The sequence below is a fragment of the Streptomyces sp. NBC_01622 genome (assembly GCF_045209635.1).
Classification (GTDB): Bacteria; Actinomycetota; Actinomycetes; order Streptomycetales; family Streptomycetaceae; genus Streptomyces.
The window spans coordinates 6,008,335-6,032,395 of sequence record NZ_CP109293.1; the positions used below are offsets into that span (position 1 = coordinate 6,008,335).

The 24,061-nt window shown below is 72.5% G+C and carries 22 protein-coding genes; 11 read left to right on the forward strand and 11 right to left on the reverse strand.

Annotated elements, in window-relative coordinates:
* Positions 1-91: 91 nt before the first annotated feature.
* Positions 92-994: a helix-turn-helix transcriptional regulator gene (locus OH768_RS27645; protein WP_406457978.1), complete on the reverse strand. Its 903-nt coding sequence runs from the start codon at positions 992-994 to the stop codon at positions 92-94.
* 206 nt (positions 995-1,200) lie between these two features.
* Here OH768_RS27645 and OH768_RS27650 point away from each other — a divergent pair, with 206 nt between their 5' ends.
* Positions 1,201-2,178 (forward strand): aldo/keto reductase, encoded by a 978-nt coding sequence (locus OH768_RS27650; protein ID WP_406457980.1) that lies wholly within the window; start codon positions 1,201-1,203, stop codon positions 2,176-2,178.
* A 70-nt stretch (positions 2,179-2,248) separates the two neighbouring features.
* Here the strand turns inward: OH768_RS27650 and OH768_RS27655 are convergent, their stop codons facing one another.
* The 3 genes from OH768_RS27655 to OH768_RS27665 all read right to left on the reverse strand — a co-directional run bounded on the left by OH768_RS27655 (position 2,249) and on the right by OH768_RS27665 (position 6,259).
* Positions 2,249-3,961: a DUF4132 domain-containing protein gene (locus tag OH768_RS27655; protein WP_406457982.1), complete on the reverse strand. Its 1,713-nt coding sequence runs from the start codon at positions 3,959-3,961 to the stop codon at positions 2,249-2,251.
* Between the two features lie 266 nt (positions 3,962-4,227).
* A complete protein-coding gene (locus tag OH768_RS27660; protein WP_406457984.1) occupies positions 4,228-5,352 on the reverse strand; it encodes a low temperature requirement protein A in 1,125 nt (374 codons plus the stop codon).
* A gap of 49 nt (positions 5,353-5,401) precedes the next feature.
* Positions 5,402-6,259 (reverse strand): MBL fold metallo-hydrolase, encoded by an 858-nt coding sequence (locus OH768_RS27665; protein WP_406457986.1) that lies wholly within the window; start codon positions 6,257-6,259, stop codon positions 5,402-5,404.
* A 177-nt stretch (positions 6,260-6,436) separates the two neighbouring features.
* On the opposite strand from OH768_RS27665, the gene OH768_RS27670 reads away from it, so the two are divergent.
* On the forward strand, positions 6,437-7,267 hold the full coding sequence (locus OH768_RS27670) for an aldo/keto reductase (protein ID WP_406457988.1): 831 nt from the start codon (positions 6,437-6,439) through the stop codon (positions 7,265-7,267).
* A 176-nt stretch (positions 7,268-7,443) separates the two neighbouring features.
* Complete coding sequence (locus OH768_RS27675; RefSeq protein WP_406457990.1) at positions 7,444-7,692, forward strand: 4-oxalocrotonate tautomerase family protein; 249 nt, start codon at positions 7,444-7,446, stop codon at positions 7,690-7,692.
* Between the two features lie 15 nt (positions 7,693-7,707).
* On the opposite strand, the gene OH768_RS27680 is transcribed toward OH768_RS27675, so the two are convergent.
* The 3 genes from OH768_RS27680 to OH768_RS27690 all read right to left on the reverse strand — a co-directional run bounded on the left by OH768_RS27680 (position 7,708) and on the right by OH768_RS27690 (position 10,212).
* Positions 7,708-8,358 (reverse strand): alpha/beta hydrolase, encoded by a 651-nt coding sequence (locus OH768_RS27680; protein WP_406457992.1) that lies wholly within the window; start codon positions 8,356-8,358, stop codon positions 7,708-7,710.
* Positions 8,358-9,251 carry an alpha/beta fold hydrolase gene (locus OH768_RS27685; RefSeq protein ID WP_406457994.1) on the reverse strand — a complete coding sequence of 298 codons (894 nt, stop codon included), beginning with the start codon at positions 9,249-9,251 and terminating at the stop codon, positions 8,358-8,360. The genes OH768_RS27680 and OH768_RS27685 overlap by 1 nt, the downstream gene beginning before the upstream one ends.
* Before the next feature lie 91 nt (positions 9,252-9,342).
* Entirely contained in the window at positions 9,343-10,212 is an 870-nt protein-coding gene (locus OH768_RS27690; RefSeq protein ID WP_406457996.1) for an alpha/beta fold hydrolase, read from the reverse strand.
* Between the two features lie 145 nt (positions 10,213-10,357).
* On the opposite strand from OH768_RS27690, the gene OH768_RS27695 reads away from it, so the two are divergent.
* The 8 genes from OH768_RS27695 (at position 10,358) to OH768_RS27730 (ending at position 21,240) form a co-directional block, all read left to right on the forward strand.
* Positions 10,358-13,189 (forward strand): AAA family ATPase, encoded by a 2,832-nt coding sequence (locus OH768_RS27695; protein WP_406457998.1) that lies wholly within the window; start codon positions 10,358-10,360, stop codon positions 13,187-13,189.
* Positions 13,146-13,964, forward strand: coding sequence for a CU044_5270 family protein (locus OH768_RS27700; protein WP_406458000.1), 819 nt, complete (start codon positions 13,146-13,148; stop codon positions 13,962-13,964). Before OH768_RS27695 ends, OH768_RS27700 begins: the two co-directional genes overlap by 44 nt.
* A gap of 126 nt (positions 13,965-14,090) precedes the next feature.
* Positions 14,091-15,281 carry an AAA family ATPase gene (locus tag OH768_RS27705; protein ID WP_406458002.1) on the forward strand — a complete coding sequence of 397 codons (1,191 nt, stop codon included), beginning with the start codon at positions 14,091-14,093 and terminating at the stop codon, positions 15,279-15,281.
* 20 nt (positions 15,282-15,301) lie between these two features.
* Complete coding sequence (locus tag OH768_RS27710; protein ID WP_406458004.1) at positions 15,302-16,921, forward strand: VWA domain-containing protein; 1,620 nt, start codon at positions 15,302-15,304, stop codon at positions 16,919-16,921.
* Between the two features lie 147 nt (positions 16,922-17,068).
* A complete protein-coding gene (locus OH768_RS27715; RefSeq protein WP_406458006.1) occupies positions 17,069-18,259 on the forward strand; it encodes a sensor histidine kinase in 1,191 nt (396 codons plus the stop codon).
* A complete protein-coding gene (locus OH768_RS27720; protein WP_406458008.1) occupies positions 18,256-18,915 on the forward strand; it encodes a response regulator in 660 nt (219 codons plus the stop codon). Before OH768_RS27715 ends, OH768_RS27720 begins: the two co-directional genes overlap by 4 nt.
* Positions 18,916-19,026: 111 nt before the next feature.
* Positions 19,027-19,668, forward strand: a complete 642-nt coding sequence (locus OH768_RS27725; RefSeq protein WP_406458010.1) for a GPP34 family phosphoprotein — start codon at positions 19,027-19,029, stop codon at positions 19,666-19,668.
* 15 nt (positions 19,669-19,683) lie between these two features.
* Positions 19,684-21,240, forward strand: a complete 1,557-nt coding sequence (locus OH768_RS27730) for a carboxylesterase/lipase family protein (protein WP_406458012.1) — start codon at positions 19,684-19,686, stop codon at positions 21,238-21,240.
* Between the two features lie 548 nt (positions 21,241-21,788).
* Here OH768_RS27730 and OH768_RS27735 read toward each other — a convergent pair.
* The 4 genes from OH768_RS27735 to OH768_RS27750 form a co-directional block, all read right to left on the reverse strand.
* Positions 21,789-22,277 (reverse strand): hypothetical protein, encoded by a 489-nt coding sequence (locus OH768_RS27735; protein ID WP_406458014.1) that lies wholly within the window; start codon positions 22,275-22,277, stop codon positions 21,789-21,791.
* A 30-nt stretch (positions 22,278-22,307) separates the two neighbouring features.
* Entirely contained in the window at positions 22,308-22,775 is a 468-nt protein-coding gene (locus tag OH768_RS27740) for an SHOCT domain-containing protein (RefSeq protein ID WP_406458016.1), read from the reverse strand.
* 142 nt (positions 22,776-22,917) lie between these two features.
* Positions 22,918-23,781, reverse strand: coding sequence for a YhjD/YihY/BrkB family envelope integrity protein (locus OH768_RS27745; protein WP_406458018.1), 864 nt, complete (start codon positions 23,779-23,781; stop codon positions 22,918-22,920).
* Between the two features lie 3 nt (positions 23,782-23,784).
* Positions 23,785-24,057: a hypothetical protein gene (locus OH768_RS27750; protein WP_406465838.1), complete on the reverse strand. Its 273-nt coding sequence runs from the start codon at positions 24,055-24,057 to the stop codon at positions 23,785-23,787.
* Positions 24,058-24,061 lie beyond the last annotated feature (4 nt).

Consider the following 24,061-nt stretch of genomic DNA (forward strand, 5'->3'; position numbering starts at 1 on the left):
GCAGGCTAGGAAGGCCTGTTGCCGCGGGCGTGGGACCACGGGAGACAGTTGGCCCGGCGGACTGGTACCGCGGTACGCCCCGCCGCCCGGCCTACGGCCGTCGGGCCGGCCGCGCTGCGGTCATGTCACTCATGTCACCCATGTCGACCCTGTCCAGCAGCAGCATCGCGTCGTGGTCCGGGCTGCCGGGTTCGGCGGCGTAGACGCCGATGCGCTGGCCGGGGGTGCCTTCGATGTGCAGGGACTGGGAGGTGAGGGTGAGTGTGCCGACCTGGGGGTGGTGGAAGGTCTTCTGGGCCGGTTTGCGGCCGGTGACTTCGTAGCGCTCCCAGAGTCCGGCGAAGTCGGGGCTCTTGAGGAGGAGTTCGCCGACGAGGTTGGTGAGGTCGGGTGCGTCGGGGGCGGTGCCGGCGATGGCGCGCAGGCGGGCGACGCAGTTGGTGATCTGCCATTCCCAGTCGTGGAAGAGGTCGCGGGCCGCGGGGTGCAGGAAGAAATAGCGGGCCAGGTTGCGCTGCTTGACCGGCCAGTCGTCCAGGCCCGCGTAGAGGGCGAGTCCGCCGGGGTTCCAGGCCAGCAGGTCCATGCTGCGGCTGATGACGTACGCCGGGTTCGGGCGGAGCGATTCCAGCAGCAGCTTGAGGTGGGGGCGGACCGTGCGGCTGGGCGCGGGCGGCGGTTCGGGGGCGTAGCGGGCGGCTCGGGCCGCGAGTTCGCGCAGATGCTGGTGCTGTTGGTCGTCCATGTGCAGGGCGCGGGCGAGCGAGTCGAGGACGGCGGGGCTGGGGCGGGTCTCCTTGCCGCGTTCCAGGCGCACGTAGTAGTCGATGCTGATGCCGGCGAGGGTGGCCAGCTCCTCGCGGCGCAGCCCGGGGGTGCGGCGGATGCCGGCGCCGACGGTGAGGCCGACGTGGTCGGGGCGGGTCTGGGTGCGGCGGGCGCGCAGAAAGCGGCCCAGCTCGGCGCCCTCGCTGTGCGCGCTCTCGGTTGCCATGCGTCCAGTCTCGCCCGCACCCCACCCGTCGCGCAGGCGGGAGGGGGGCCCTGTCGTTACCCCTGAAGAGCCCGCCCTGCCACACCGTCGCGATCCGGGCGAACGTGAAGGAGCAAGGCGCCGGCACCCCGGCCACCACGGGCACGATCCGCCGGGCCGGGTGAGGCTGGGAGCGCCGGGCGACGCGATGAACCGGAGAGGGCGAAATGCACTACATCAAACTGCGTGACCTGGAGGTTTCCCGGATCGGCCTCGGCGCCATGGGCATGTCCCACGGCTACACCGGCTCCGGCACCGACGACGCCGAGTCGATCAGGACCGTGCACCGGGCACTGGAGCTGGGGGTCACGCTCATCGACACCGCCGAGATCTACGGCCCCTACACCAACGAGGAGCTGATCGGCCGGGCGCTGCGGGGCCGTAGGGACAAGGTGGTGCTGGCCACGAAGTTCGGCATGGTCTCGCACGCCGGTGCGGGCGTCTGGAACCAGGACTCCGGCGCCGCCAACATCCGCACCGCCGTCGAGGGCTCCCTCAAGCGGCTGGGCACCGATCACATCGACCTGTACTACCAGCACCGCGTCGACCCGAACACGCCCATCGAGGAGACCGCGGGCGCGGTGGGCGAGCTGATCGCCGAGGGCAAGGTGCGCGCCTTCGGCCTCTCGGAGGCGGGCCCCGACACGATTCGGCGCGCGCACGCCGTCCAGCCGGTCACCGCGGTGCAGTCGGAGTACTCACTGTGGACCCGGGGGATCGAGGACCGTGTCCTGCCGGTGCTGCGGGAGCTGAACATCGGCCTGGTGCCGTTCTCCCCGCTGGGCCGCGGCTTCCTGACGGGCGCCATCCGTTCCACCGACCAGTTCGACGCCTCCGACTTCCGGCGCGACAACCCCCGTTTCACCGGCGAGAACTTCCGCCGCAACCTCGCCCTCGCCGACGAGGTCAAGGCCCTGGCCACCGAGGTCGGCGTCACACCCGCCCAGATCGCGCTGGCCTGGCTGCTCGCCCAGGGCGACGACATCGCCCCGATCCCCGGCACCAAGCGGGTCGGCCGCGTCGAGGAGAACACCGCCGCCGACGCCGTAACCCTCACCGGCGAGCAGTTCGACAAGCTCAGCAGCCTGCCGCCCGCCGCGGGCGACACCCACACCGAGGCCCAGGCTCGGATGCTCGAACGCTGATCATCCAGATCGTCACCTGGCTGGCCGGGCGCCGTCTCGACGCGTGACCGCAGTGCGGAAGGGCGTCACGTCAGGACGATCGCGGTGGCCTGGTGTCCCCCACCGGGCGGCGGGACGCACCCCGTCGTACGGGCACCTGGCCAATGGGCTGTCTCAGGCCGCCGAGTTCCAGATGGGTCTGCCAGGCGCGGGTCTGTGCCCGATCGGCGTGGACCGGATTCCAGAGACGTACCGTGTCGGTGGCCGTGACCTCGTGCGTCCGACCCCGGATGTCCCGCAGCAGCCACCGGCCGCCGGGGCCGCGCACGGGCAGCCCGGTGAAGGTGCCGTCGGCGGTCTCCGCCTCCCAGACCAGGGCCTGGGAGAGGGGCCCGGCGACATCGTGGTCGAGCCGGCGGGCGCTGAACTCCTCACCGGTCAGCGCGGTGCCGGTGGCGAGGAGTTCGGCGAGGGCGCCACGCTCGCGGTCGGCCCGCGCGGCGAGACGCGGGAGCCGTAGCCGCAAAGCGGTCAGTTCCAGGACGTATCTCCCGTTGAAGTGACGCATCCCGTACGCAGTCACCGGCTGTCCCCGGTCGGTGCGGATCTCCACGCCCACGGAGCCGTCCGGACGTACGGCCAGGTGGGCCGTGTGGTGGTCGAGGGCCAGCTCGCGGGCTCCCTCGGACAGGAACTCGTCGGCGATCGCGTCCAGCGCGGCGCGCGCCGCGGCGGCTGCCTCGGGCGGCAGTCCTGACAGCGCCCTTCGGTGCCGGCCCAGCCCGGGCATGCCGGCCGCGGCACTCAGGGCGGTGACACCCGCCCGCGCCGGGAGGATGTCCCGGTCCGGAAGGCCCGGAAGCCGCCGGTCGAGGCCGCGGCCCAGCACCTGCGCGGCCACCAGCCCGATGAGGGCCGGGTCTCCGCTGAGGCAGGCCGCCCAGGCGGCTCCGGCCATGAGCGTCGCCTGGTCGAGGACGGGCGCCTGCCTGCTGAGTGCCGATTCGGTCATGTGGCCGGGGTAGCTGGTGTCCATGCGCAGCAGGGCACCCACGACCTCGGGGGCGACCGGGACCATCTCCAGTCGCTCACGGACCTGCCCGAGCCAGGACTGGGCCGGACGGAAGCTGTCGATGGCGAGAAGCACCGCGAGCAGGTCCAGCACACCGGGTTCGAAGACCAGCGTGCCCAGTTCGCTCAATGCCCGGTTGCCGCTGGTGCCCCGGTCGGGGAGGACCCGCGACAGACTCTCGAGGACCTCGCGGTCGTACGGCAGGTCCAGCAGCGCGGCGGCCTCCTCGACGGAGAGATGCCACTGACACTGTTCGAAGCGACCGGAGTGATGGTGGTTACGGGCGCCCAGCACGACGGCCCGCAACCGAGGCCGGTAGCGGGCCCGCTCGGACGGCTCCTGCTCCCGTACGGCGGCGAGCGGCAACCCCAGGCACCGGCACACCTGGTGGAACCCGTAGGGGATGTGATCGATCTCCGGCAGGGCGAGGGCCAGCAGTTCCTCTGCCTCCTCGGGGGACCAGCCGCACGGGTGCCGCGTCAGCGCGGCCTCCATACAGATGTCGCCCCTGGTGTCGTGCGGGTTGCTCAGCAGCGCCAGTCCCAGCCGTCGGCGGTCCCGGGGTTCGAGGGAGTCGACGAGGCGGTGGCTGTGGGTCCACTGGGAGGGGTCGGCCGGGGCCAGGACGATGCCGCGCCGGATCTCCTCGTCCGGCCCCGGGTGCTGTCCGAGGTCACGGTGACGCGCACGGGCCGCGGCCCTTCTCAGGGCCGGGGGCAGGGGCGGCACCACGGCATCGCTCCGGGTCCGGTGGGGAAACGACCGGTCTCCCGCCCACCATGGCCACATCGGCCTCACCTCCGTGGGTGCCATTCCCCGCCCGATGCCGAAAATATCCTCGCCGGCTGCCTGTACCGGTGGTCAACTTCCTTGAGCGGCAAGCGGGTTGATGTGACGTGGGGGTCACCGGTGACCGGGTGGACGGGCTCGACGTACGCGTCGCAGCGAGCGACATCCGTCGGCTGTCGGAGAACGAAGTACGTCCCGGCGTCGAGTGATCAGCCCGTCCGCCGTACGGCCCACGTCGTCACCGCCGCCAGCGCCGCGGTGATCGCGGCCATCAGGGGCACTGCCGCGGAGGTCCAGGCCGCGGCCGGCACCAGCACCGCGGCCACGGGCGAGGCCGCGACGGCGGGGCCGCGCAGTGGCGGGCCCACGCGCAGCCATCGGACCGTCGCGATCCAGGCGGCGAGGGGGATGCCGACGGCCAGGCCCTGCTGCGGGTGGGTGAGGTGCGCATGGCCGGTGAGGGCGTCGACGGCGACGGCGAGTCCGGCGCCGATCGCCGCGGTCGAGGCGAAGACGAGGTAGTGGCCGTAGCCCCAGATGATCGTCGTGGGCATGGAACGCAGCATGCGCTGGGTGGTCCGGTCGAAGTAGAGCCACCACAGGCTGAGGACGAGCAGCAGACCGCTGCCTGCCAGGACCAGCAGGCCGATGTCGAGGCCGTCGCGCGAGTCGGCCGCGGTCTGTACGGCGGTGGTCGCGGCCAGCACGGCCTCGCCGAGCACGATCATGGTGAACAGCCCGAACCGCTCGGTGATGTGCTCCGGGTGAAAGGTCGTCATCCGCGCCCGCTCGGCCCAGATCGGGACCAGCAACTCGCCCACGGCCACCGCCAGCCCGGCATAGAGGTACGTCGGCTGGTCGAAGGCGAGGCGAGCGACCCACCCGACCTGCACCAGGGCGTAGCCGACGGCGTACCGCAGGGCGGTCGTGCGCCGTTCCGGATCGGCTCCGGCCGCCCGCAGCCACTGCACGACCATGGCCAGCCGCAGGATCACGTAGCCGACGGTGATGACGAGGTAGTCGCCGGACTCGAAGGCCCGGGGTACGCCGGCGGCCAGGGTCAGCGCCCCGGCGATCTGCACCATGGTCAGCAGGCGATAGGCGTCGTCGTCGTTGTCGTACGCGGAGGCGAACCAGGTGAAGTTCCCCCAGGCCCACCAGATCGCGAAGAACACCCAGAGGTAGTTGCCCACGGCATGGCCGAGGTGTCCGGAGCTCAGGTCGTGATGCAGATGGGAGGCGGCCTGCGCGACGGCGGCGACGAAACAGAGGTCGAAGAAGAGTTCCAGCGGGGTGGAGGACCGGTACGCCTCGTCGGTCCGGCGGGCCGTCATTCTGCGCAGGTTCAGCACCCGCGTGTCCGTGCCGTCTGTGCTGTCCGTGTCAGGTTCCGGTGGCGAGCAGGTCGTGGGCGGCGACCCACAGTGTGTAGGGGTTCGCCAGTTCGGGATGGGCGGCCGTCATACGGTCGATGAGCTCGCCCGGTGATGAGCTGCGTGCCAGCGCCGTCTCGAAGTCGGCCAGGTAGCGGCGGCTTTCCTCGACCTGGCGGTGGGCGTCGTCGTCGGGGGCCCGCGGATCCCGGTGGCCGGCGATCAGGGTGTCGGCCCCCAGCGCCGCCACGGCGTCCAGCGCTCGCGCCCAGTCGGCCCGGGAGTCCGGTGTCGATCCCGCCAGCCACATGTGCGTCCGGTTGTAGACGACGTCACCGGAGACGACCAGGCTCAGCTCCGGGACATGGACGACGCTGGAATGCACGGTGTCGCTGGTCCCGACCGGGATCACCGTGGCCGAGGAGCCTCCGATCGGGATCGTGCGGCCGGTCAGCGGCCCGGGCGCGACGGGCTCGCCCGTCAACTGGCCGGGAAAGAACCCGCCCCAGACCCGCATGTACCCCGCTGAGATCTGCTCCTCCATCGCGGGGACGGATTCGGCCAGGGCCACCGGCCTCGCCCGCGGGAACGCCGCCAGGATCTCCGGCAGCCCGAGGAGGTGGTCGGCGTGCGGATGGGTGATGTACACGTAGTCGGGCTCGCGGTCGTGGGACTTCACCCATGCCGCCAGTTCCCGGCCCTCTCGCACGGTGATGAGGCAGTCGACCAGCACGGCGCCGTCGTCATCGCCGATCAGCGTCGAGGTGGACGGCGGCCAGGTCGCCGGGCCCATCACCTCCTCGAATCCCGGTACCGCACTCGGGATCGGCTTGGGATCCACCACGAACACGTCGAAGTCAAGGCTCATCGTCTTCTCATCGCCTTCTCCGGCATCGTCCCGCATCGCTGATTCGGCTGGACCTCATGGTCACCCCGGGGACGGTGGCCGAGTATCAGCATGTTGACTGCATCGCGGGCCGCGGCCGGCCGGCTGCAGTCACGTTGCTGATACCACTCCACGGTGCGTTGCCGGATGCTGGTGCCCATGAACCCGAACGCGGCCACACCCGGGGGCGGCACGCGCCCGCTGGCGGACGGCAACCAGGTGCCGGTGCTCGGCCTCGGCGTCTGGCAGGTGCCCGACGGACCTGAGTGCGTCAACGCCGTGCGCTGGGCGCTCGACGCCGGCTACCGGCACATCGACACGGCGCAGGCCTACGGCAACGAGCAGAGCGTCGGCCGCGCCCTCCGCGACAGCGGCGTACCGCGCGATCAGGTGTTCATCACCACGAAGTTCCAGCCGCGGGGCAACGATCCCGTCGCCCAGGCGGAAGCCAGCCTCCGGCGCCTCGGCCTGGACCAGGTCGACCTCTACCTGGTCCACTGGCCGGCGGGCGGCCCGACCCGTGCCTGGGCCGGGATGGAACGTGCCAAGGAGCTGGGGCTGGCCCGTTCCATCGGGGTCTCCAACTACGACGTGGCCGAACTGGAGACCGTGATCGCCGGGGGAACGGTCCCGCCCGCCGTCAACCAGATCCTGTTCAACCCGCCGCACCGCCGACAGGCGCTCCTGGACGCCTGCGCCCGGTTCGACGTCGCCGTCGAGGCCTACAGCCCGCTGGGCACCGGCCGGTACGTCGACGACACCACCGTCGCCGGGATCGCCCGGCGGACGGGCCGGACACCAGCACAGGTGCTGCTGCGCTGGGGCCTCCAGCACGGACTCGTGGTCGTGGCGAAATCGACGCACCGCGACCGCATCCACGAGAACGCGCAGCTCTACGACTTCACCCTGTCGGCCGAGGACATGGCCGAACTCGACGCGCTCGACCGGACCGGCGGCACCGGCCGCGCGCTCGAAGCCAAGTGGTGGTGACACCCGCACTCAAGGAGTGCGCCATGCCCATGATCGACGTAACGCCACAGCGGGCACCTTCACGGACGGGCACCAGCTCGCCAAGGACCTCGCCGCCACGCTGAGGGCCATCGAGGAGGTTCCGGACATCCCGATGTTCCGCCGGAACACCGCGGCCTTCGCCCACCTACGTACGCGTGCAGGTGCTGACCAACGCGGGCGCTCTCGACCGGGACAAACAGCTCGCGGTGGTGAGCCGGTTCACCGGCATGGTCGCGGAGGCAGCCGGTGATCCAACGCTCGCGGACCGCACCTGGATGCTGCTGACCGAGGCCGCGCCCGGCGGGTGGGGACTGGGCGGTCACGCGCACACCAACGACGAACTCGTCGCCGCGGCGCGCAAGCAGATCGCGGAACTGCAGGCGATGGCCGGGGAACAGCAGTGAGGCAGGCGGCGGCGGTCACACCTGTTCGCGGATCCAGGCCTCCGCCAGCGTGGTCCAGATCGCGGCCTCGCCGGCGTTCCGGGCGAGGCCGAGGCTGTGCGGGCCGTGGGCGAACACGTGCACGGCGTGCGGGACTTGGCCGGCCGCGAGCGCCGCGGCAAGACGGTAGGTGTGTTCGACGGGGACGTACGGGTCCTCCGCGGTGTGCCAGACGAAGAACGGCGGCGCCTCGGGCGTGACCAGCGCATCCAGCGACGTCGACCGGCGCAGCCCGGGGCCGGCGTCCTCGCCGAGGAGGATCAGCCGGGCCGGACGGTAGGTCTCGGTCTCCATCGAGGTGATGGCGTAACCGAGCACGGCGAAGTCCACCGCCGCATCGGGCGCCTCACTGGGCCCGGTGCCCGGCGCGAGGGCGGCAAGACCGGCCAGATGACCTCCCGCGGAGAACCCGATGAGGCCGATGCGCCGTGCGCCGGCCGCCCGCCGGCGGCGGATCTCGGCGCGCAGCGCGTCGAGCGGCTCCGGGTGCCGGGCGTGGAGCGGGTAGCGGAACACGCTCGCCCGTACGCCCATGCCGCCGAGCCAGTCCACCACCGGCTCGGCCTCGTGCGCGGCGTGCATGGCGTACCCGCCGCCGGGCAGGACGATCATGTGGGTGCCGGTCATCAGGGGCCGTCGAGGAAGACGTCGACGTCCGCGGCGAATTCCGCGTGGTGCTGGAACAGGAACCCGTGCGCCGCGTCGGGATAGATCTTCACGCGGGACTGCGGGATCAGACCCGCGAGCAGGTGGGAGTAGTGCGGCAGGATCATCGGGTCGCTGTCGCCGTTCGCCACGAACACGGGCATCCGCAGGCAGCCGAGCCGCTGGAGCTTCGCGTGATCGGGGATCCCCCACGTGCACACCGCGTCGTACTGCGCCTCGCGGGTCGCCCAGTCCGTCGCGCGGTCCCGGTCCGCGCTCCGGGCGCCGTAGATCCGCTGCAGGGTCTGCCGGCCGGCCCGCAGGCTTCCCTCGGACCGGGCGAAGAAGACGCTCAGGTATTCCTCGGGGCTGGTCTCGGGGTTGCCGATCGCGCCGATGACCTCGGAGGCCCAGCCGTGCATGCCCTCGGCGCCCTGCGGGGCCGACGAGGCGAGGACCAGCCTTCTGACGAGCGCCGGCCTGGTCAGGGCGATCCGCTGTGCGACGAAGCTGCCGAGGGAGAAGCCCAGTACGTCGACGGGGCCCGGGGCCTCGCCGAGGCCCGGACCCCCGGTCGCCAGGATCGCCTCGACGAAGGCGATGGCGTCGTGTGCCATCCGGTCCACGGTGCGCGGAGTCGTCCCGGTGGAGCCGCCGACTCCGGCGTTGTCGAAGGCGATGACCCGCCGGGCCGGTGCCAGCGCGTCGATCAGCGCCGGATCCCAGTTGTCGAGGTTTCCACGGAAGTGCTGGAGAAGGACCAGCGGTACACCGGCGCCGTCGTCCGGCGGCCCGGTGTCGCGGTACGCGTAGTCGATGCCGTTCGCGGCCTTGACCCGCTCGTTCGGCAGACCTGAGTACGAGTTGAGCTCCATGCCCCGAGCGAATCAGCCGCGGCGCGGCGGCGGAATCCGCATGTTGACTGCACTGCGCCGAGAGGTCACCGGCCCCGGGCCGACGTCCGGGTCACAGGGCCCGCAGAAAGCCGACGAGCAGTTCGTTGACCTGGGCGGCGTGTGTCCAGAGGATCGCGTGACCGCCGTCCGGCAGCACCGCGAGGCGGGTGTCGGCCAGCATCGTGGCCAGGCGGCTCCCGGTCGCGCCGGGCGGCATGACCCGGTCCTGGGCGCCCTGCACGATCAGGACGGGGACCGTGATGCGGGCGACGTCGGCCCGGAAGTCCTCCCGCCAGGCGACCGCGCAGCCCAGGGCCGCGACCGCGGACACCCGGAGCGCGACGTGGAAGCTGTTCTGCCATGCCTGGTCGCTCACCCGGATCCCGCCGAGCGGGCAGGAGTCGTCGCGGTAGTCGGTGTTGTAGTAGTCGATGTTGTAGTACCGGTCCAGGTAGGTCTTGATCGCCGCCGGGCGGTCGGCGGACAGCTCGCCGAGGAAGGCGTCGAGGGCGCCCGGGGCGATGCCCTCCGGGTTGCCGTCGGACCGGGGCAGGAACGGCGGCAGAGGCGCCAGCAGCGCCGCGCCGCGGACCCGCCGCTGCCCGTACGTTCCCAGATACCGGGTCACTTCCCCGGTGCCGGAGCAGCAGCCGACGAGCACAGCGTCCCGCACGTCCAGGACGTCCAGCAGCACGTTCAGGTCGGCGGCGAGCGTGTCGTAGTCGTAGCCCACGGCAGGCCGGCTGGAGGGGCCGCCGCCGCGCCGGTCGTAGCCGATGACGCGGTACCCGGCCGTGAGCAGCGCCGCTTCCTGTTTCTCCCACGAGCTCCCGTCGGCGAGGTAGCCGTGGACCAGGACGACGGGCGGGCCCGCGCCGTGGTCCTCGTAGTGGATCCGGATGTCACCGGTGTTCTCCCGGCCGACCCTGACATACGGCATCACGGACCCGCGTTCCCTCGCGCGCGGGGACCGGCGCAGGGGGCGGCGCGGGCGACAGCATCCATACACTCGACCCTGTGCCGTGCGGCGGCCGTCCGGTATCCGCAACCTGACTGCACAACGAGGTGAGGGTGGCGTTTCCGCGATGACCCGCAAGGAGATGACCCGCGAGGACACGAACGTGATCGGGCGGCGGGAGGAGCTGTGCCTGCTGCGGGAACTGATCGCTCCGCCCCACAAGGAGAGCCACGTTCTGCTGCTCCTGGGCGATCCTGGTCTGGGCAAGACCGTCCTGCTGGCCGAGGCCGCGCGCGAGGCCGGGGCGGTGGGGATGCGGGTGCTGGCGGCCACCGGCAGCGAGTCGGAGCGGGACCTGGCGTTCGCGGGGCTGCACCAGTTGCTGCGCCCGGTGCTGGACCGTGTGGCCCACCTGCCGACCCGCCAGGCCGAGGCGCTGCGCGGTGCGTTCGGGCTCTCCGACGACCCCGCGCCGCCCGACGCCCTGCTCACCGGGATCGCCGTACTCACCCTGCTGTCCGAACTCTCCGACGAGCAGCCGCTGTTGGTGGCGGCCGACGACGCGCAGTGGCTGGACGGTGCCTCCCTCGACGCGCTCGCCTTCGCCGCCCGCCGCCTGGAATCGGAGCAGCTCGTGCTGCTGGCCGGGGCGCGCGGGACCGTGCCTCCCGCCGGTTTCGAGCGGGATCTCCCGCAGCTCCTGCTGCGACCCCTCACCCGGCCGGACGCGGGCCTGCTCCTGGACGCGCAACCGCGCCCGCCGCACGGCCGGCTGCGGGAACAGGTGCTGGCCCAGGCGGCCGGCAACCCGCTGGCGCTGATCGAGCTGGCCAGGGCGATCGCCGCGGATCCCGACGCGGGCCGCCGATGGACCGCCGAGCCACTCCCGCTGACCGGACGGCTGACCGACCTCATGGCTGCCCAGTACGTCACTCTGCCCCCGGCGGCCCGAACCGCGCTGCTGCTCGCCGCGGTTGCCGACAGCCCCGACCTGACCACAGCCGTACCAGGGCTCTCCGCCGACGCGCTCGCCCCGGCGGAAGCGGCGGGCCTGATCCGGCTGGACCCGCCGGGCCCGCGGTTCGTCCATCCGCTCGCCCGGTCGGCCGTCTACCACGCCGCGCCCTTCGCCGAGCGGGCCGCGGCGCACCGACAGGTCGCCGACGCGCTCCGCGACCGGCCCGACCGTCATGCCTGGCATCTGGCGGCCTCCGCGTTGGAACCCGACGAGCACCTGGCCGCGCTGCTCGAAGACAGCGCGGCCCAGGCACAGCGCCGCGGCGGCGCCGCCGCGGCGGCACGCGCCCTGGAACGCGCCGCCGAGCTCAGCCCCGCCGAAGGCGACAAGGCCCGGCGGCTGCTGGCCGCCGCCGACCTTGCCCTGCCCGCCGGACAGGCCGACTGGGTACGCGAACTGGCGGGCCGGGTCCTCACGTTGACCTCCGACCCGGACCTGTGCATCGCCGCCCGGCTGGACATCGGCTGGTCGCTGCTGTGGTCCGACCGCAACGCCGACGCGTTCGACACACTCCTGTCCGTCGCCGCCGAGGCATCCCCCAGGCTGCCGGCCCTCGCGTGGCAGGCCGCCTGGATGGCCGCCACGGTCGCCCACCAGACCGGACTCCCCGAAGTCTCCGCCAGGGCACGCGCCGCCCTCGACCTGCTCGACTCCCAGGACGGGCCGGCGCCGGCCCCGGCGGCCGAGTACCGGCTCTGGATCCGGGCCTGCACGGACCCGTACGGCGAACGAGCCGACCTCGTCCCCCGCCTGCGCCGCACAGCGGAAGGCCCCCTCTCGGACCCGGGTACGTTCGGCGCGGCGGCCTGGGTCCTGGACGAGACCGAACTGGCGGTCAGGGTGCTGCGCGAAGCCCTCAGCCGGCTGCGCGCCCCGGGCGTCCGCGGTGCCGGCGGCGGTGTGCTGTCGGCACTTGAATGGGCGTACGTCGACAGCGGCCGCTGGGACGACGCACTCGCCGCCGCCCGGGAGGCGGGCGACATCGCCGCCGCGTACAAGATGGAGACCGTCGCGGGCTCGGCCGACCTCACCACGGCCGTCGTGGCGGCCATGCGCGGCGAACACGACCGGGTGGCACCGCTGCTGGCCCGCGTGCGCGGCGCCGTGGACACCGGCGAATACCGCGGGTTCGCCGCCAGGATCTGGCAGACGGCAGGTCTGTCCGCGCTGGCCCAGGGCACCTACACGACCGCGTACGCGCAGCTCAGCCGCCTCTTCGCCGCCGACGGCACCCCCCTGCACCACCACTTCTCCTACCTTGCCGTCGCCGACCTCGCCGCCGCCGCGGCGCGCGCCGAACGGCGCCTCGAAGCGCGTACGTTGCTGGAGCGCGCGCTGGCCCGCCTGGACCCCGCGCCCGGGCCGCGCCTGGCCCAACTCACGGCCCGCGCCCGCGGACTGCTCGCCGAGCCCGCCAGCGCCGAAGCCCACTTCGCCGCGCCCCTCGCCGATCCCACCGGGGACACCTGGCCGTTCGAACGGGCCCAGCTCCAGCTGGACTACGGGGAGTGGCTGCGCCGGCAGCGCCGGATCAACGACGCCAAGCCCCTCCTCGTGACCGCCCTGGAAACGTTCCGCCGCCTCGGCGCGACACCGTGGACCCGGCGCACGGAATCCGAGCTGCGTGCCTGCGGCGTGCACGTGCAGGCTCCGCAGGGCGCCCCGGGCGCGCTGGACGGCCTCACCGCCCAACAGCGGGAGATCGTCGTCCTCGCCGGGCACGGTCTGACCAACGCCGAGATCGCCGACCGCCTGTTCCTGTCCCCCCGCACCGTCGCCTCACACCTGTACCGCTCCTATCCCAAGCTCGGCATCGCCGGCCGCCACCAACTCCGCGACATCATCGACCAGCAGTTCACGCCACAGGCCGACGACGATCCGGCAGCCCTCGGGGAGCGTGTGTCGAACTCGCGCTCTCAGCTCGGGAAGCGACGGCGCTGAGCTCGATCTCGCGGCGCTGCCCGGGCGGACGCGCGCCCGGGGCGACGGGCTCTGTGACCACGCGGTCCTCGCCGGCGTCGTAGGGTCCAGGACCGCCACGAACGACGCGGACGCGGTCGACCTCCTGAATCGCATCGCCGAGGTCGCCGCCGCGAAGAAGTCCGTGTCCGTCGGGGACGACCAGTACATCTATGTCCGCACTCAGGGCTCCATGACGTTCTCGGACAAGGACATCCGGATCCTGCGCGAAGCGAGTTGGACCGCCGTCGACGGCAAGCGCGCGGGACTGCGCCGGGTCACGGTGCTGGTGGGTCCGCCGTTCCGTCCCCGGGACCCGTTCTCCTCGTACTCCAAGGGCACTCACGACATGAGGCTGAGCCCCGATCCGGACGTCACCACGTTCCGTGAGCTTCAGGCGCTGCCCACCGACCCCGATGCACTGCTGGCGAAGATCTACGCCGGCACGAAGGGGGAGGGGCAGACCAGACAGAGCGCGGCGCTGGAGAAGATCGGCGACCTGCTGCCCGACGCCACGCTCCTGCCCGAACTGGACGCCGCGCTCTACCGCGCGGCCGCGAAGATCCCGGGTGTCTCGGTCGTCACCGACGCCCAGGACTACACCGGCCGCTCGGGCATCGGCCTGAGTTTCAAGGAGCGCGACGGCCGCACGGTCTGGGTCTTCGACAAGGAGTCCCTCGACTTCCTGGGCTCGGCGGACGAGGCACTGCTGGACGTCGGGGTCGCGGACAAGGCGGGCGAGACGCCGGCCGCATGAATCCCTGTTCCTGGAGAGCGGTCCCGTCCCGCAAGTTCTTCCCTCAGCTGCCTCACACCTCGTCGTAGCCTCATGGGAGGGGCCGTCTCGTCAGCCCAACAGGGCGTCATAATCTAGGAGTTGACCATGGGCGCGCAGGACACGGCCATGAGACTACGGGCGATCAGCGACGAGCTGTCGGACCGCTTCTACGAGCGGGCTGACGTGGTGCGGACGCTGGTGGTGACGCTGCTGGCCGGACAGCACTCGTTGCTGCTCGGCCCGCCCGGAACGGCGAAGTCCGAGCTGGCCCGCGAGCTCACGGGCAGGTTCGAGGGGGCGTCCTACTGGGAGATCCTCCTCTCGAAGTTCACCGCGCCGACGAGGATGTTCGGCCCCATCGATGTCGCGGCGCTGGCCCGGGGCGAGTACCGCCAGGTCTACGACGGTCGCGCCACGACCGCGCACATCGCGTTCATCGACGAGATCTTCAAGTGCTCCACGGCGGCGCTGAACGAGACGCTGGGCTTTCTCAACGAGCGGATCTACCACCCCGAGAGCGGCGGCGAGCCGATCAACTGCCCCCTGATAGGGGCCATCACGGCGAGCAACGAACTGCCCGGCGGGGACGACACGGCCGCGATCTACGACCGCCTGCTGGTGCGGATCGAGGTCGGGTACCTGGAAGACCCCTCCCATTTCGCCGCGCTGGTCCGCTCCGCCGTCAGCCGGCCGGCGCCACCGACCCGCACCACCGTCGAACTGGCCGCGCTGCAGCACGCCGTGACCGAGGCCGTCCCGGCCGTGGACGTACCCGACGTGATCGTGGACGCGGTGTGCACCCTGCGGGCCGCCCTGCGCCGCAGGGAACTCGTCGCCTCCGACCGCCGCTGGCGGCAGGCGGTGGGCCTGCTCCAGGCGTCCGCGTACCTCGACGGCCGCCCGGCGGTAGCCGAGACCGACCTGTCGGTGCTGACGCACGTGCTGTGGAACTCCCCCGCCGAACGCCCGGCGGTCGAGCGCGAGGTGCTGCACCTGGTCAACCCCGATGCCAAGGAGGCACTCGACCTGGCCGACACCATCGACGAACTGGAGGCCCAACTCGACGCCATGGCAGGGCAGTCCCGCGAGGCGCTGAGCGAGTGGGTCATCAAGAAGGCCCACAACCAGCTCGCCACGGCGGGGAAACGACTGGAGAAGCTGCGTGAGGAGGCGGCCGGCGCCGGCCGCTCCACCGCCGCCATCGACCGGGTCACCGGCCGCCAGCGCGCCGTCCGCGCCCGCGTTCTCACCGAGGCCCTCGGCATGGACGCGAGCATGGTGCAGGCCCAACTCTGAACACCGGGGGGGCAGGACCCATGGACGAGACAGGGGGCAGGCTCGACGAACTGGCGAGCCGGGCCGGGAGGTGGCTGGGCGGATCCGCCACCGCATCCGAGCAGCAGACCACGGCGGTGGTCGCGGACCGGTTCGACCGGTTCACCTGGCAGGACACCTATGGGCAGTCGGCCGGACTGCGGGACCTGGCCGAGGAGTTGAACCAGCGCTACGACCACACCATCGACGTCCTGACCGACGTGTTCCTGGCCGCCTACAAGGTCAGACCGCGGTTGCGTGAGCGCGCGGAGATGGACCCCTCCCGACTGGTCAACCACCAGATCATCACCTCGCTCCTGGACTCACCGGAGTTCGCCGAGCTGCACCGGGAGACGGTCGGCGACCCGTACGCCGCCGCCATGGCCGTACTCGCCCAGGCCGCCGCGCTGCGCCGGACACTGGAGAGCTCCCGGGATGCCCGGGATCAGGCCGAGCAGGCGAGGAAGGCCCGGCAGGCCGCCGAAGGCGCGGCGACCACCGTGGGCGAGGCGCTCCAGGAGGCCGCCGACGAGGCCGACGAGGACGGCACCGTGCCGTCCTCCGCCGACGATGCCGTACACCAGGCGATCGAGGCCGCCGACGCCGCCGAGGCCACCGCGCGGCAGGCCGCCCGGACCGCCGCGCAGGCCCTCACGGCGGCGGCCCCCGGTATCCGTGCCGCCGCGCGGAACGCGGTGGCGAAGGCCGCCGAGGCCGCGCGGGAGGAGGGCGCGCTGATGCGGGCATGGGGAGTCGGTCCCGGCGAACTGGAGCGGATGCCGTTCGACCAGCGGGCCCGGCTCGCCGAGCGGCTGCGCACCGGCCGGCTCGCCGAGTGGGCCGAACTGATCGGCCGTTTCCGGCAGATGGCCGACGGTGAGCGCGCCCGCAAGGTCGAGAACGCCACCGGAGAACTGGTCGGCGTCACCCTGGGCGACGACCTCTCCCGCGTCATCCCCTCCGAACTGGCCAACCTCGGCCTGCCCGCACTGCGCGCGGTGTTCGCCGTGCGCTACGCCGCCGGTGAGCTGATGCTCTACGACAGCCAGGGAGAGCAGAGCACCGGCCAGGGCGCCGTCATCGCGTGCGTCGACACCTCGCACTCCATGTACGAGGCGGGGCCCGGCGGAGTCACCCGGGAGGCGTGGGCCAAGGCATGCGCCCTCGCGCTCCTCGACCAGGCCCGTCACGCGGGACGCGACTTCGTCGGCATCCTCTTCTCCGCCGCCGACAAGCTCCAGGTCTTCCGCTTCCCGGCCGACCGGCCCGCCGGCATCGCCCAGGTCCTCGACTTCGCGGAGACCTTCCTCGGCGGCGGCACCAGCTACCAGCGGCCGTTGTCGGCGGCCGGCGAACTGCTGGAGGCGGAGTTCAACGACACCACCCGCGCGCGCGGCGACATCGTGATGCTCACCGACGACGACTGCGGCGTCACCGGGACATGGATGCGCGGCTGGAACGAGGCCAAGCACCGGCTGGGCTTCCGCGTCTTCGGCGTGGCCATCGGCGCCCCGCGCGTCGCCGAAGCCGACTCGGTCCTGGACGCCCTGTGCGACAACCTGCGCTCCATCGAGGACTTCACCGACGTCCACGCGGCCGCCGACCTCTTCCGCGTGATCTGACCCGGGTCTGACTGACCTGGGCCTTGAGCGACACCGCCGCTTCACGGAGTGACCGCCGGAAGATCGAACGGCCCGGCCGCCGGATACCGACACCACCAGCACAGGCACGTCGCGAGGGACGGCCCGGTCGCTGGGTAGGGTCGGGGAGTGGACCCCAGCAGCAGACAGCCGGGCGACGTGTTCGCCGGAGAGGCGCGGAGCGAGCTGTCGTCGCGGGCGGTGCGGGCGCTGTGGTGGGGGTCGGCCGGTCTGGTGCTCGCCGTACCCGGTACGGCGGTGCTCGTCGCCGGCGCGGAACGCGGTTGGCGACTGCTCGTGGCCGTGGCCCTGGTTCTTGTGCAGGTCTGCGCCCTGAGATGGCAGGTGCGGGCCCCGGTTGCCGTACTCGCTGTGAACGCGGCGACCGGGCTCGCGGTGTGGACGCTGCTGCCCGCGGTGTCCTTGACGGGGGCGCTGCTCGCGGCGCAGGTCGCGTTGTGCGTGCTGTCGGCCACCAGGCCGCGGCGGGCGTCGGTGCGGGCGCTCGCGGCAATGTGCTTGCCGGTGCCGCTGGCGTTCGGGGCGGGTGGCGGCCCAACGGGGGTGACGGTCTATCTGCTGGCGGTGGTCCTCGCGTGGACCGCGGGGCAATGGCGCCGGGCGCAGCAGGCACGGGCGGGGGCGGAGATGCGCCGGGCCGTGGTCGAGGAGCGGGCGCGGATCGCGCGCGAGGTGCACGACGTGGTGGCGCACACGTTGTCCGTGATGGTCATTCAGGCAGGTGCCGCGGATGATGTGTTCGCAGAACGCCCCGACCAGGCCCGCCAGGCGCTGCGGGCCATCGAGTCGGGCGCCCGCTCGGCGCTCGGGGAACTGCGCCTGCTGCTCCAGGCGTTCGGACCCGAGGCCGACGAGGCCGACGAGGCCGGGGACGGCGGAGCCCGTGAGCAGCGGGAGCCGGGGCCCTCGCTTGCCCGCCTTGACGAGTTGGCCGACACCGTGCGCGCGTCCGGGATGACCGTGAGCGTGCACCGCGAGGGCGCCTTCGAGGGGCTGTCGGCCGCAGTGGGTCTGGCGGCGTACCGGATCGTCCAGGAGGCCCTCACCAACACCCTGCGCCACGCGGTCGGCGCCGACGAGGTGGGCGTGTGCGTGAGCGTCGAAGGGGAGTGTGTGACGGTCTCGGTGGTCGACAACGGGCGTACGCCACAGGGCCGTTCGGACGCGGCCGGAGCGGGACGAGGCCTGGTGGGGATGAGGGAGCGCGCCCGGCTCGTGGGCGGCAGCCTGCGCGCCGGTCCGTTGCCCCAGGGCGGGTTCGAGGTGGCGGCGCGGCTGCCGGTGGAGCGCGTGTCATGACGCTGCGTGTGGTGGTGGCCGACGACCAGGCCCTGGTCCGTACCGGATTCCGCATGATCATCGATGCCCGGGACGATCTGGAGGTGGTCGGTGAGGCGTCCGACGGCGGGGAGGCGGTGCGGCTGACGCGGGAACTGGCACCTGACGTGGTGCTGATGGACGTACGCATGCCGGTCGTGGACGGCATCGAGGCGACCCGGCGGATCGCGGAGTCGGGCAGTGGGGCCCGGGTGCTCGTGCTGACCACCTGGGACGCGGACGCGCACGTGGTCGCCGCGCTGCGGGCCGGGGCGAGCGGTTTCCTGCTCAAGGACATGCGCCCCACCGAACTCGTCGACGCGATCCGCCTCACCGCGCGCGGCGACGCGCTGCTGGCACCGGCTGTGCTGGGCCGCGTCCTCGACCGGTTCCTGCGCACCACGCCCGACGCGGCGCCGCCGCCCTCGCTGCGGAATCTCTCCGGACGCGAGCGGGAGGTGCTCACCCTGATCGGGCAGGCGCTGTCGAACGCGGAGATCGCCGAGCGGCTGCGCCTGTCGGAGGCCACCGTCAAGAACCACGTCACCGCGGTCCTTCGCAAACTGGGCCTGCGCGACCGTGTCCAGGCCGTCGTCGCCGCCTACGACCACGGCCTCGTGCAGCCGCGCCGCCCCTGACAACGCCTCCTCCTCAAGGAGGAGACCGGGCCGCGGTCCTCCTGCGTTCCCAGTGCCGTTCCGTCCCCGGGGCCGATCCGTGGCCGGGGTGCCCGGCCATAGCGTCGAGGTGTGAACGACGATCTGGCCTGCCTCATGTATCTGCTCGCCCACGACGACGCGGCCGAAGGCCCCTACGACCGTTCCCGCACCCAGTTGCTGGTGCGTGCCGCCGCCCTGGTCGACCTCGCGTCGCGCGGCCGGCTGGCGGAGGACGGCGGCGGCAAGGTCACCGTGTCCGGCGCACAGCCGACCGGTGACCCGGTCCTGGACGGCGTGCTGCGCGACGCCGCCGCCGGGCGCGGCTGGAAGCACCTCGTCCGCCGCCACCGCAAGCAGACCCTGACCCAGGTGGAGGACCGGCTCGCGGCGGCGGGAGTACTCACCGTGAAGGCGCCCCGCATCCCCTTCGGCACCCGGCGCCTGACCGTGACGGACCGTGCCGTGCCCGCCGAACTCCGCGCCCGGGTATCGGCGGCGCTGCACGGAGACCGCCCCGTCCGGGAACTCCCCGCCGCCGACGCCGCGCTGCTGGCACTGGCCGCGGCGGGCGGCATCCGCTCGGTCGTCCCACGGCAGGACCACAAGACCTTCCGGGACCGTATCGACGCCTGCACGGGGTCGCTGGCCGTTCTCGCGCCGGGCCTGGAGAAGGCCGTACGCACTCTGCCGATGACCATGATCGCCGCGAAGGGCGGCATGGGCGGCGGCTGACCGAACGGGGAGACGATGATCATGCACCGCGTCCTGACCACCCTGGGCTGCGCCCTGACCGCCGTCCTCGCGACGGCCTGGTCCGCAGCGCCACCGACTCAGCCCGCCGCCACGACCGTACGAACCGACGGCGGCCTGGTGCGAGGCGCCGCCCACGACGGTTACCGCACCTTCGAGGGCATCCCGTACGCGGCGCCCCCGGTCGGCGGGCTCCGCTGGGCGCCACCCCGCCCCGCGGCCCCCTGGCCCGGGGTACGGGACGCGACCCGGCCCGCGACCGCCTGCCCGCAGCCGGCCGGCGAGGTGCCCGGCGGCAGCACCGACGAGGACTGTCTCCACCTGAACGTCACCACGCCCGACGACGCGGGACCCGCGCGCCTCCGGCCCGTGATCGTGTGGCTGCACGGCGGCGGCTTCACCACCGGAGCGGGCAGTTCCTACGACGCCCACCGCATGGCCACCCGGGGCGACGTCGTGCTCGTCACCGTCGACTACCGCCTCGGCGCCCTCGGTTTCCTCGCGCACAGCGGGCTGCCCGGCTCCGGCACCTTCGGCCTGGCCGACCAGCAGGCGGCACTGCGCTGGGTCCGCACCGAGATCGGCGCCTTCGGCGGCGACGCGCACAACGTGACGCTGGCCGGTGAGTCCGCCGGCGGCTACAGCGTCTGCGCCCAGCTCGCCTCACCCGCCGCCGCGGGCCTCTTCGACCGGGCGATCATCGAGAGCGGTCCGTGCACCGCTCGCCCCGACCGGCCCTTCGCCCCGTCCTCCGTCCCCCTGCCCACGGCGCGCGCCACGGGCGCGGACCTCGCGGCGAAGGTCGGCTGCGGCTCCACCCACGACGTCCTGTCCTGCCTACGACGCGTGGCCGTCCCGCGCCTGCTCGCGGCCCAGGACACCGACCAACAGCCCGCCTACGCCACCCCGTTGCTGCCCGCCGACCCCGGTGCGGCGATCGCGGCCGGCCGCTTCCACCACGTCCCCGTACTCATCGGCAACAACCACGACGAGGGCAACGGCTGGGCCGCCGGGATCATCCAGGCCGGCAACCCCGTCACCCCCGATACCTGGCCCGACGTCGTGTCCGCCTTCTTCCCCTCCCCGGGGCAGGCCAAGGCGATCGTCCGCGAGTACCCGGTGCACCGCACCGACGGAGGGCCGGTGTTCGGCGCGGTCATCGGCGACGCGAACTTCGCCTGCCCGACGGCAGACACCGACGCGGCCCTGCGCAGCGCCCAAGTCCCCACCTGGCGTTACGAGTTCGCCGACGAGCACGCCCCGCCGCTCACCTCGGGCACGCCGCCGTTCCCGCTCGGCGCACCGCACGCGAGCGAACTGCCCTACCTGTTCGACCTGGGCGGCCGCCCCCGCGACCTGACCGCGGCACAGCACCGACTGGCCGACACCATGATCGACTACTGGACCCGCTTCGCCCGCACCGCCGACCCGAACGGCCCGTCATCGCCGCACTGGCCCCGGCGCACCGTACTCTCCCTCGCACCCGACCACATCGCCCCCACCCACACGGCGGAGTCCCGCCACCACTGCGCGTTCTGGAACACCCGCGGGTGACCACTGTGAGGGCGCGCCACCCCGGGCCGACAAACAGACCACGGGGGAAGCGTCGGGAGCGTGCGATGTCGGTGAGGGGTGATGCGGTGCCGGTCAAGGCGACTCCCTCCGCGGCGCGCAGTCACCGCCACGGAGGCCGCGGCACAGTGCGGTACGGCAGGCCATGCGACGAGGCGGCTGACGTAAGGGCCGGGCGCGGGACGCACCCTTGGCGGGCGGGTACAGGCAGGCATGCGGATGCTCGCAGGCAGCGGCGTGCCGGGGCTGCGGGTCGCAGCCCAGGCAGCGGCGTGCCGGGGCTGCGGGTCGCAGCGTGGGGGACTGTGCGCTCTTCGTCTTCGTCTTGTGTGTTCGTGGGCTGCCGCCGCCGCTCTCGTGCCGTTGCGTGCACGAGAGCGACGGCGGATGACTCAGCGGTGGGCGGCGCGGTTCATCTCGACGACGCCCATCGAGGCACGGGGCTGCCGCTCAGCGATCCGTGAATTCCTGGACACCGGCAGCTCCGCCCCGGCCGCTCCGCCCCGGCCGCCGCTTCACACTCTGACCGCTCAGGCGGGCCCGTGCGGATACGAGGTCCTGGGCGGCTGGCGCTCCTCGTACCTTGGACCTTCCTCGGACAGGTCGAAGAGGTTGTCGCGCTGGACCGTGCACAGCGCCCAGATGATGAACCCCGAGATCGCGATCATCACGACCGACCACACCGGGTAGTACGGCAGGGAGAGGAAGTTGGCGATGATGACGAGTCCGGCGATGGCCACGCCGACAACGCGCGCCCACGTTGCGGTCCGGAGCAGCCCGATGCTGACGATCACGGCGAGCGCTCCCAGTGCGAGGTGCATCCAGCCCCAGCCGGTCAGGTCCCACCGGAACACGTAATTGCGCGTCGTCACGAAGACGTCGTCCTCGGCGATGCCCATGATGCCCCGGAATATGTCGAGCAGGCCGACGAGGAAGAGCATCACGGCCGCGAAGGCGGCCAGGCCGGTTGCCCATTCCTGCTTCGCCGTGTGTGCCGGCTGGGTGTATGTCGCGGTCATCTTGTGCCTCGATTCGTGGTGTCCACGTGCTCAGCGACCGGGTGTGTGGGTGGTGGAGCCGGCGTGCTCAGCCGGGCCGTGGCCGGTCAGGACCAGTTCCTTGGCCCTGCGGAACTCCTCGTCCGTGATGTCGCCGCGGGCACGGATGTCGGACAGCCTGGCGAGCTCGTCGATGCTGCTGGGCCGGTCCTGGACGCCTGCCGCTTCCCTGATGTGGGCGTCGAAGGCTTCCTGCTGTGCTCGCGCCTGGGAAATTTCCCGGCGGCCCATGTTCTTGCCGCGTGCGATCACGTAGACGAAGACGCCCAGGAAAGGCAGCAGGATGGTGAGCGCCAGCCAGCCGGCCTTCGCCCAGCCGCTCATGTCGTCGTCACGGAAGATGTCGACGATGACGCGGAAGAGCAGGGCGAACCACATGATCCACAGGAAGAACAGGAGAATGCTCCAGAAGACGCTCAGCAGGGGATAGTCGTACGCGAGGTACGTCTGCGTACTCATGTTTCTCCTCCGTCCCGGGCGCTCGCCCGGCCGCCGTTGCGTGCAGTCTCAGCGTGGGCGCGGCCGGGGTCGGATGGCCTCACCCGACGCGGGTGATCCTGCGGGCGGCCCGCCACTCGATGGACGCGCTCCGGCGGCAGGATCAGGGTTCGGCCCGCGTACGGCGGGGGGAGGCGGCTGACCGGTACCAGTCGGAGGAGGCGACGTACTCGCCGAGGGCGAGGCCCGAGACCGCCACCAGCAACACGGCGATCAACCAGGACAGGAAAGTGAAGACGGGCCCCAGCGGTCCGAACTCCTGAAGGCTGCGCTGCATGGCCGTGGGCACGAAAAGACCGGCGGCCCAGCTCAGTACGACCGTGCCCGTGCCCGCCGGCAGCGCTCCCGGGAGCAGGTTCCGCCAGCCGATCCTGCCGCCCAGCAGCAGATGCTGGGTCCACCACCACAGCAGCGTCGACGACAGGAGTGACAGCACCCGTCCGGTCACCGCGCCGACTCCCAGTCCGCTGCGCAGCGGCGCCTGGACCAGGAGGACACCCAGCCAGACGAGCAGCCAGAGCAGCCAGCGCCAGACCGCGCCCCGCACCGGTGTGCGGGGCAGGTGCCAGCACCGCTCGCAGACCGCCTGAAGCGCCCGGCTGAACGCCGTGGCGGACACGAGGGTCACCACCACGCCCACAGTTCCGGCGGCGTCTCGTGGTGTGCCGGTGGCCGAGAAGGTACGGCGTACCTCGTCGAGCGTGTCGCCCCGCACCCCCAGAACGGCACGGACGGAGTCGGCCAGCAGGTCCTGCACCCCTTCGGGGGCGAACGCCGCGACGGTCATCAGCAGCGGGAGCGCGGTGAGGAAGGCTTGCGCGGCCAGCCTCACGGAGCCCTCCACGATGTTGAGCGCCGACAGGCGGGGAAGCAGCCGGGCCAGCGGACCGGACCGCAGGCCCGCCAGGACCCGCTCCACCACCCTGGGTCTGAGGGACGCGGGGGCGGGGCTGGGTTTCCTGGCCATGGCTCACGGGGCCGCCGCCCGGTCCTCATGCCCGGCCGCCGGGCCCGAGACGTCCGCGAGGACCGCCGCCAGGGCTCCCGCCGCGATGACACCAGTGGTTGTCCATTTCAGGTGGCCGGACAACGTGACGACGAGCAGGGTGCGCGTGCTGTCGCGCAGGAACGGGACGAAGGTGTCGTAGATCGCCGCGGCCGCGTCGGTGGGTAGCGCCGTGGGCGGGACCGAGTCCGGACAGACCCGTCGGACCATGAACCGCACGACGTCGACCGGGTTCATGCAT

Coding starts and splice junctions, on each gene's coding strand:
- OH768_RS27670 (WP_406457988.1), top strand. CDS start 6,437: ATGAACCCGAACGCGGCCACACCCGGGGGCGGCACGCGCCCGCTGGCG.
- OH768_RS27740 (WP_406458016.1), bottom strand. CDS start 22,775: ATGAGTACGCAGACGTACCTCGCGTACGACTATCCCCTGCTGAGCGTC.
- OH768_RS27730 (WP_406458012.1), top strand. CDS start 19,684: ATGATCATGCACCGCGTCCTGACCACCCTGGGCTGCGCCCTGACCGCC.
- OH768_RS27680 (WP_406457992.1), bottom strand. CDS start 8,358: ATGACCGGCACCCACATGATCGTCCTGCCCGGCGGCGGGTACGCCATG.
- OH768_RS27735 (WP_406458014.1), bottom strand. CDS start 22,277: ATGACCGCGACATACACCCAGCCGGCACACACGGCGAAGCAGGAATGG.
- OH768_RS27750 (WP_406465838.1), bottom strand. CDS start 24,057: ATGAACCCGGTCGACGTCGTGCGGTTCATGGTCCGACGGGTCTGTCCG.
- OH768_RS27710 (WP_406458004.1), top strand. CDS start 15,302: ATGGACGAGACAGGGGGCAGGCTCGACGAACTGGCGAGCCGGGCCGGG.
- OH768_RS27695 (WP_406457998.1), top strand. CDS start 10,358: ATGACCCGCAAGGAGATGACCCGCGAGGACACGAACGTGATCGGGCGG.
- OH768_RS27660 (WP_406457984.1), bottom strand. CDS start 5,352: ATGACGGCCCGCCGGACCGACGAGGCGTACCGGTCCTCCACCCCGCTG.
- OH768_RS27665 (WP_406457986.1), bottom strand. CDS start 6,259: ATGAGCCTTGACTTCGACGTGTTCGTGGTGGATCCCAAGCCGATCCCG.
- OH768_RS27720 (WP_406458008.1), top strand. CDS start 18,256: ATGACGCTGCGTGTGGTGGTGGCCGACGACCAGGCCCTGGTCCGTACC.
- OH768_RS27705 (WP_406458002.1), top strand. CDS start 14,091: ATGGGCGCGCAGGACACGGCCATGAGACTACGGGCGATCAGCGACGAG.
- OH768_RS27685 (WP_406457994.1), bottom strand. CDS start 9,251: ATGGAGCTCAACTCGTACTCAGGTCTGCCGAACGAGCGGGTCAAGGCC.
- OH768_RS27645 (WP_406457978.1), bottom strand. CDS start 994: ATGGCAACCGAGAGCGCGCACAGCGAGGGCGCCGAGCTGGGCCGCTTT.
- OH768_RS27650 (WP_406457980.1), top strand. CDS start 1,201: ATGCACTACATCAAACTGCGTGACCTGGAGGTTTCCCGGATCGGCCTC.
- OH768_RS27745 (WP_406458018.1), bottom strand. CDS start 23,781: ATGGCCAGGAAACCCAGCCCCGCCCCCGCGTCCCTCAGACCCAGGGTG.
- OH768_RS27690 (WP_406457996.1), bottom strand. CDS start 10,212: ATGCCGTATGTCAGGGTCGGCCGGGAGAACACCGGTGACATCCGGATC.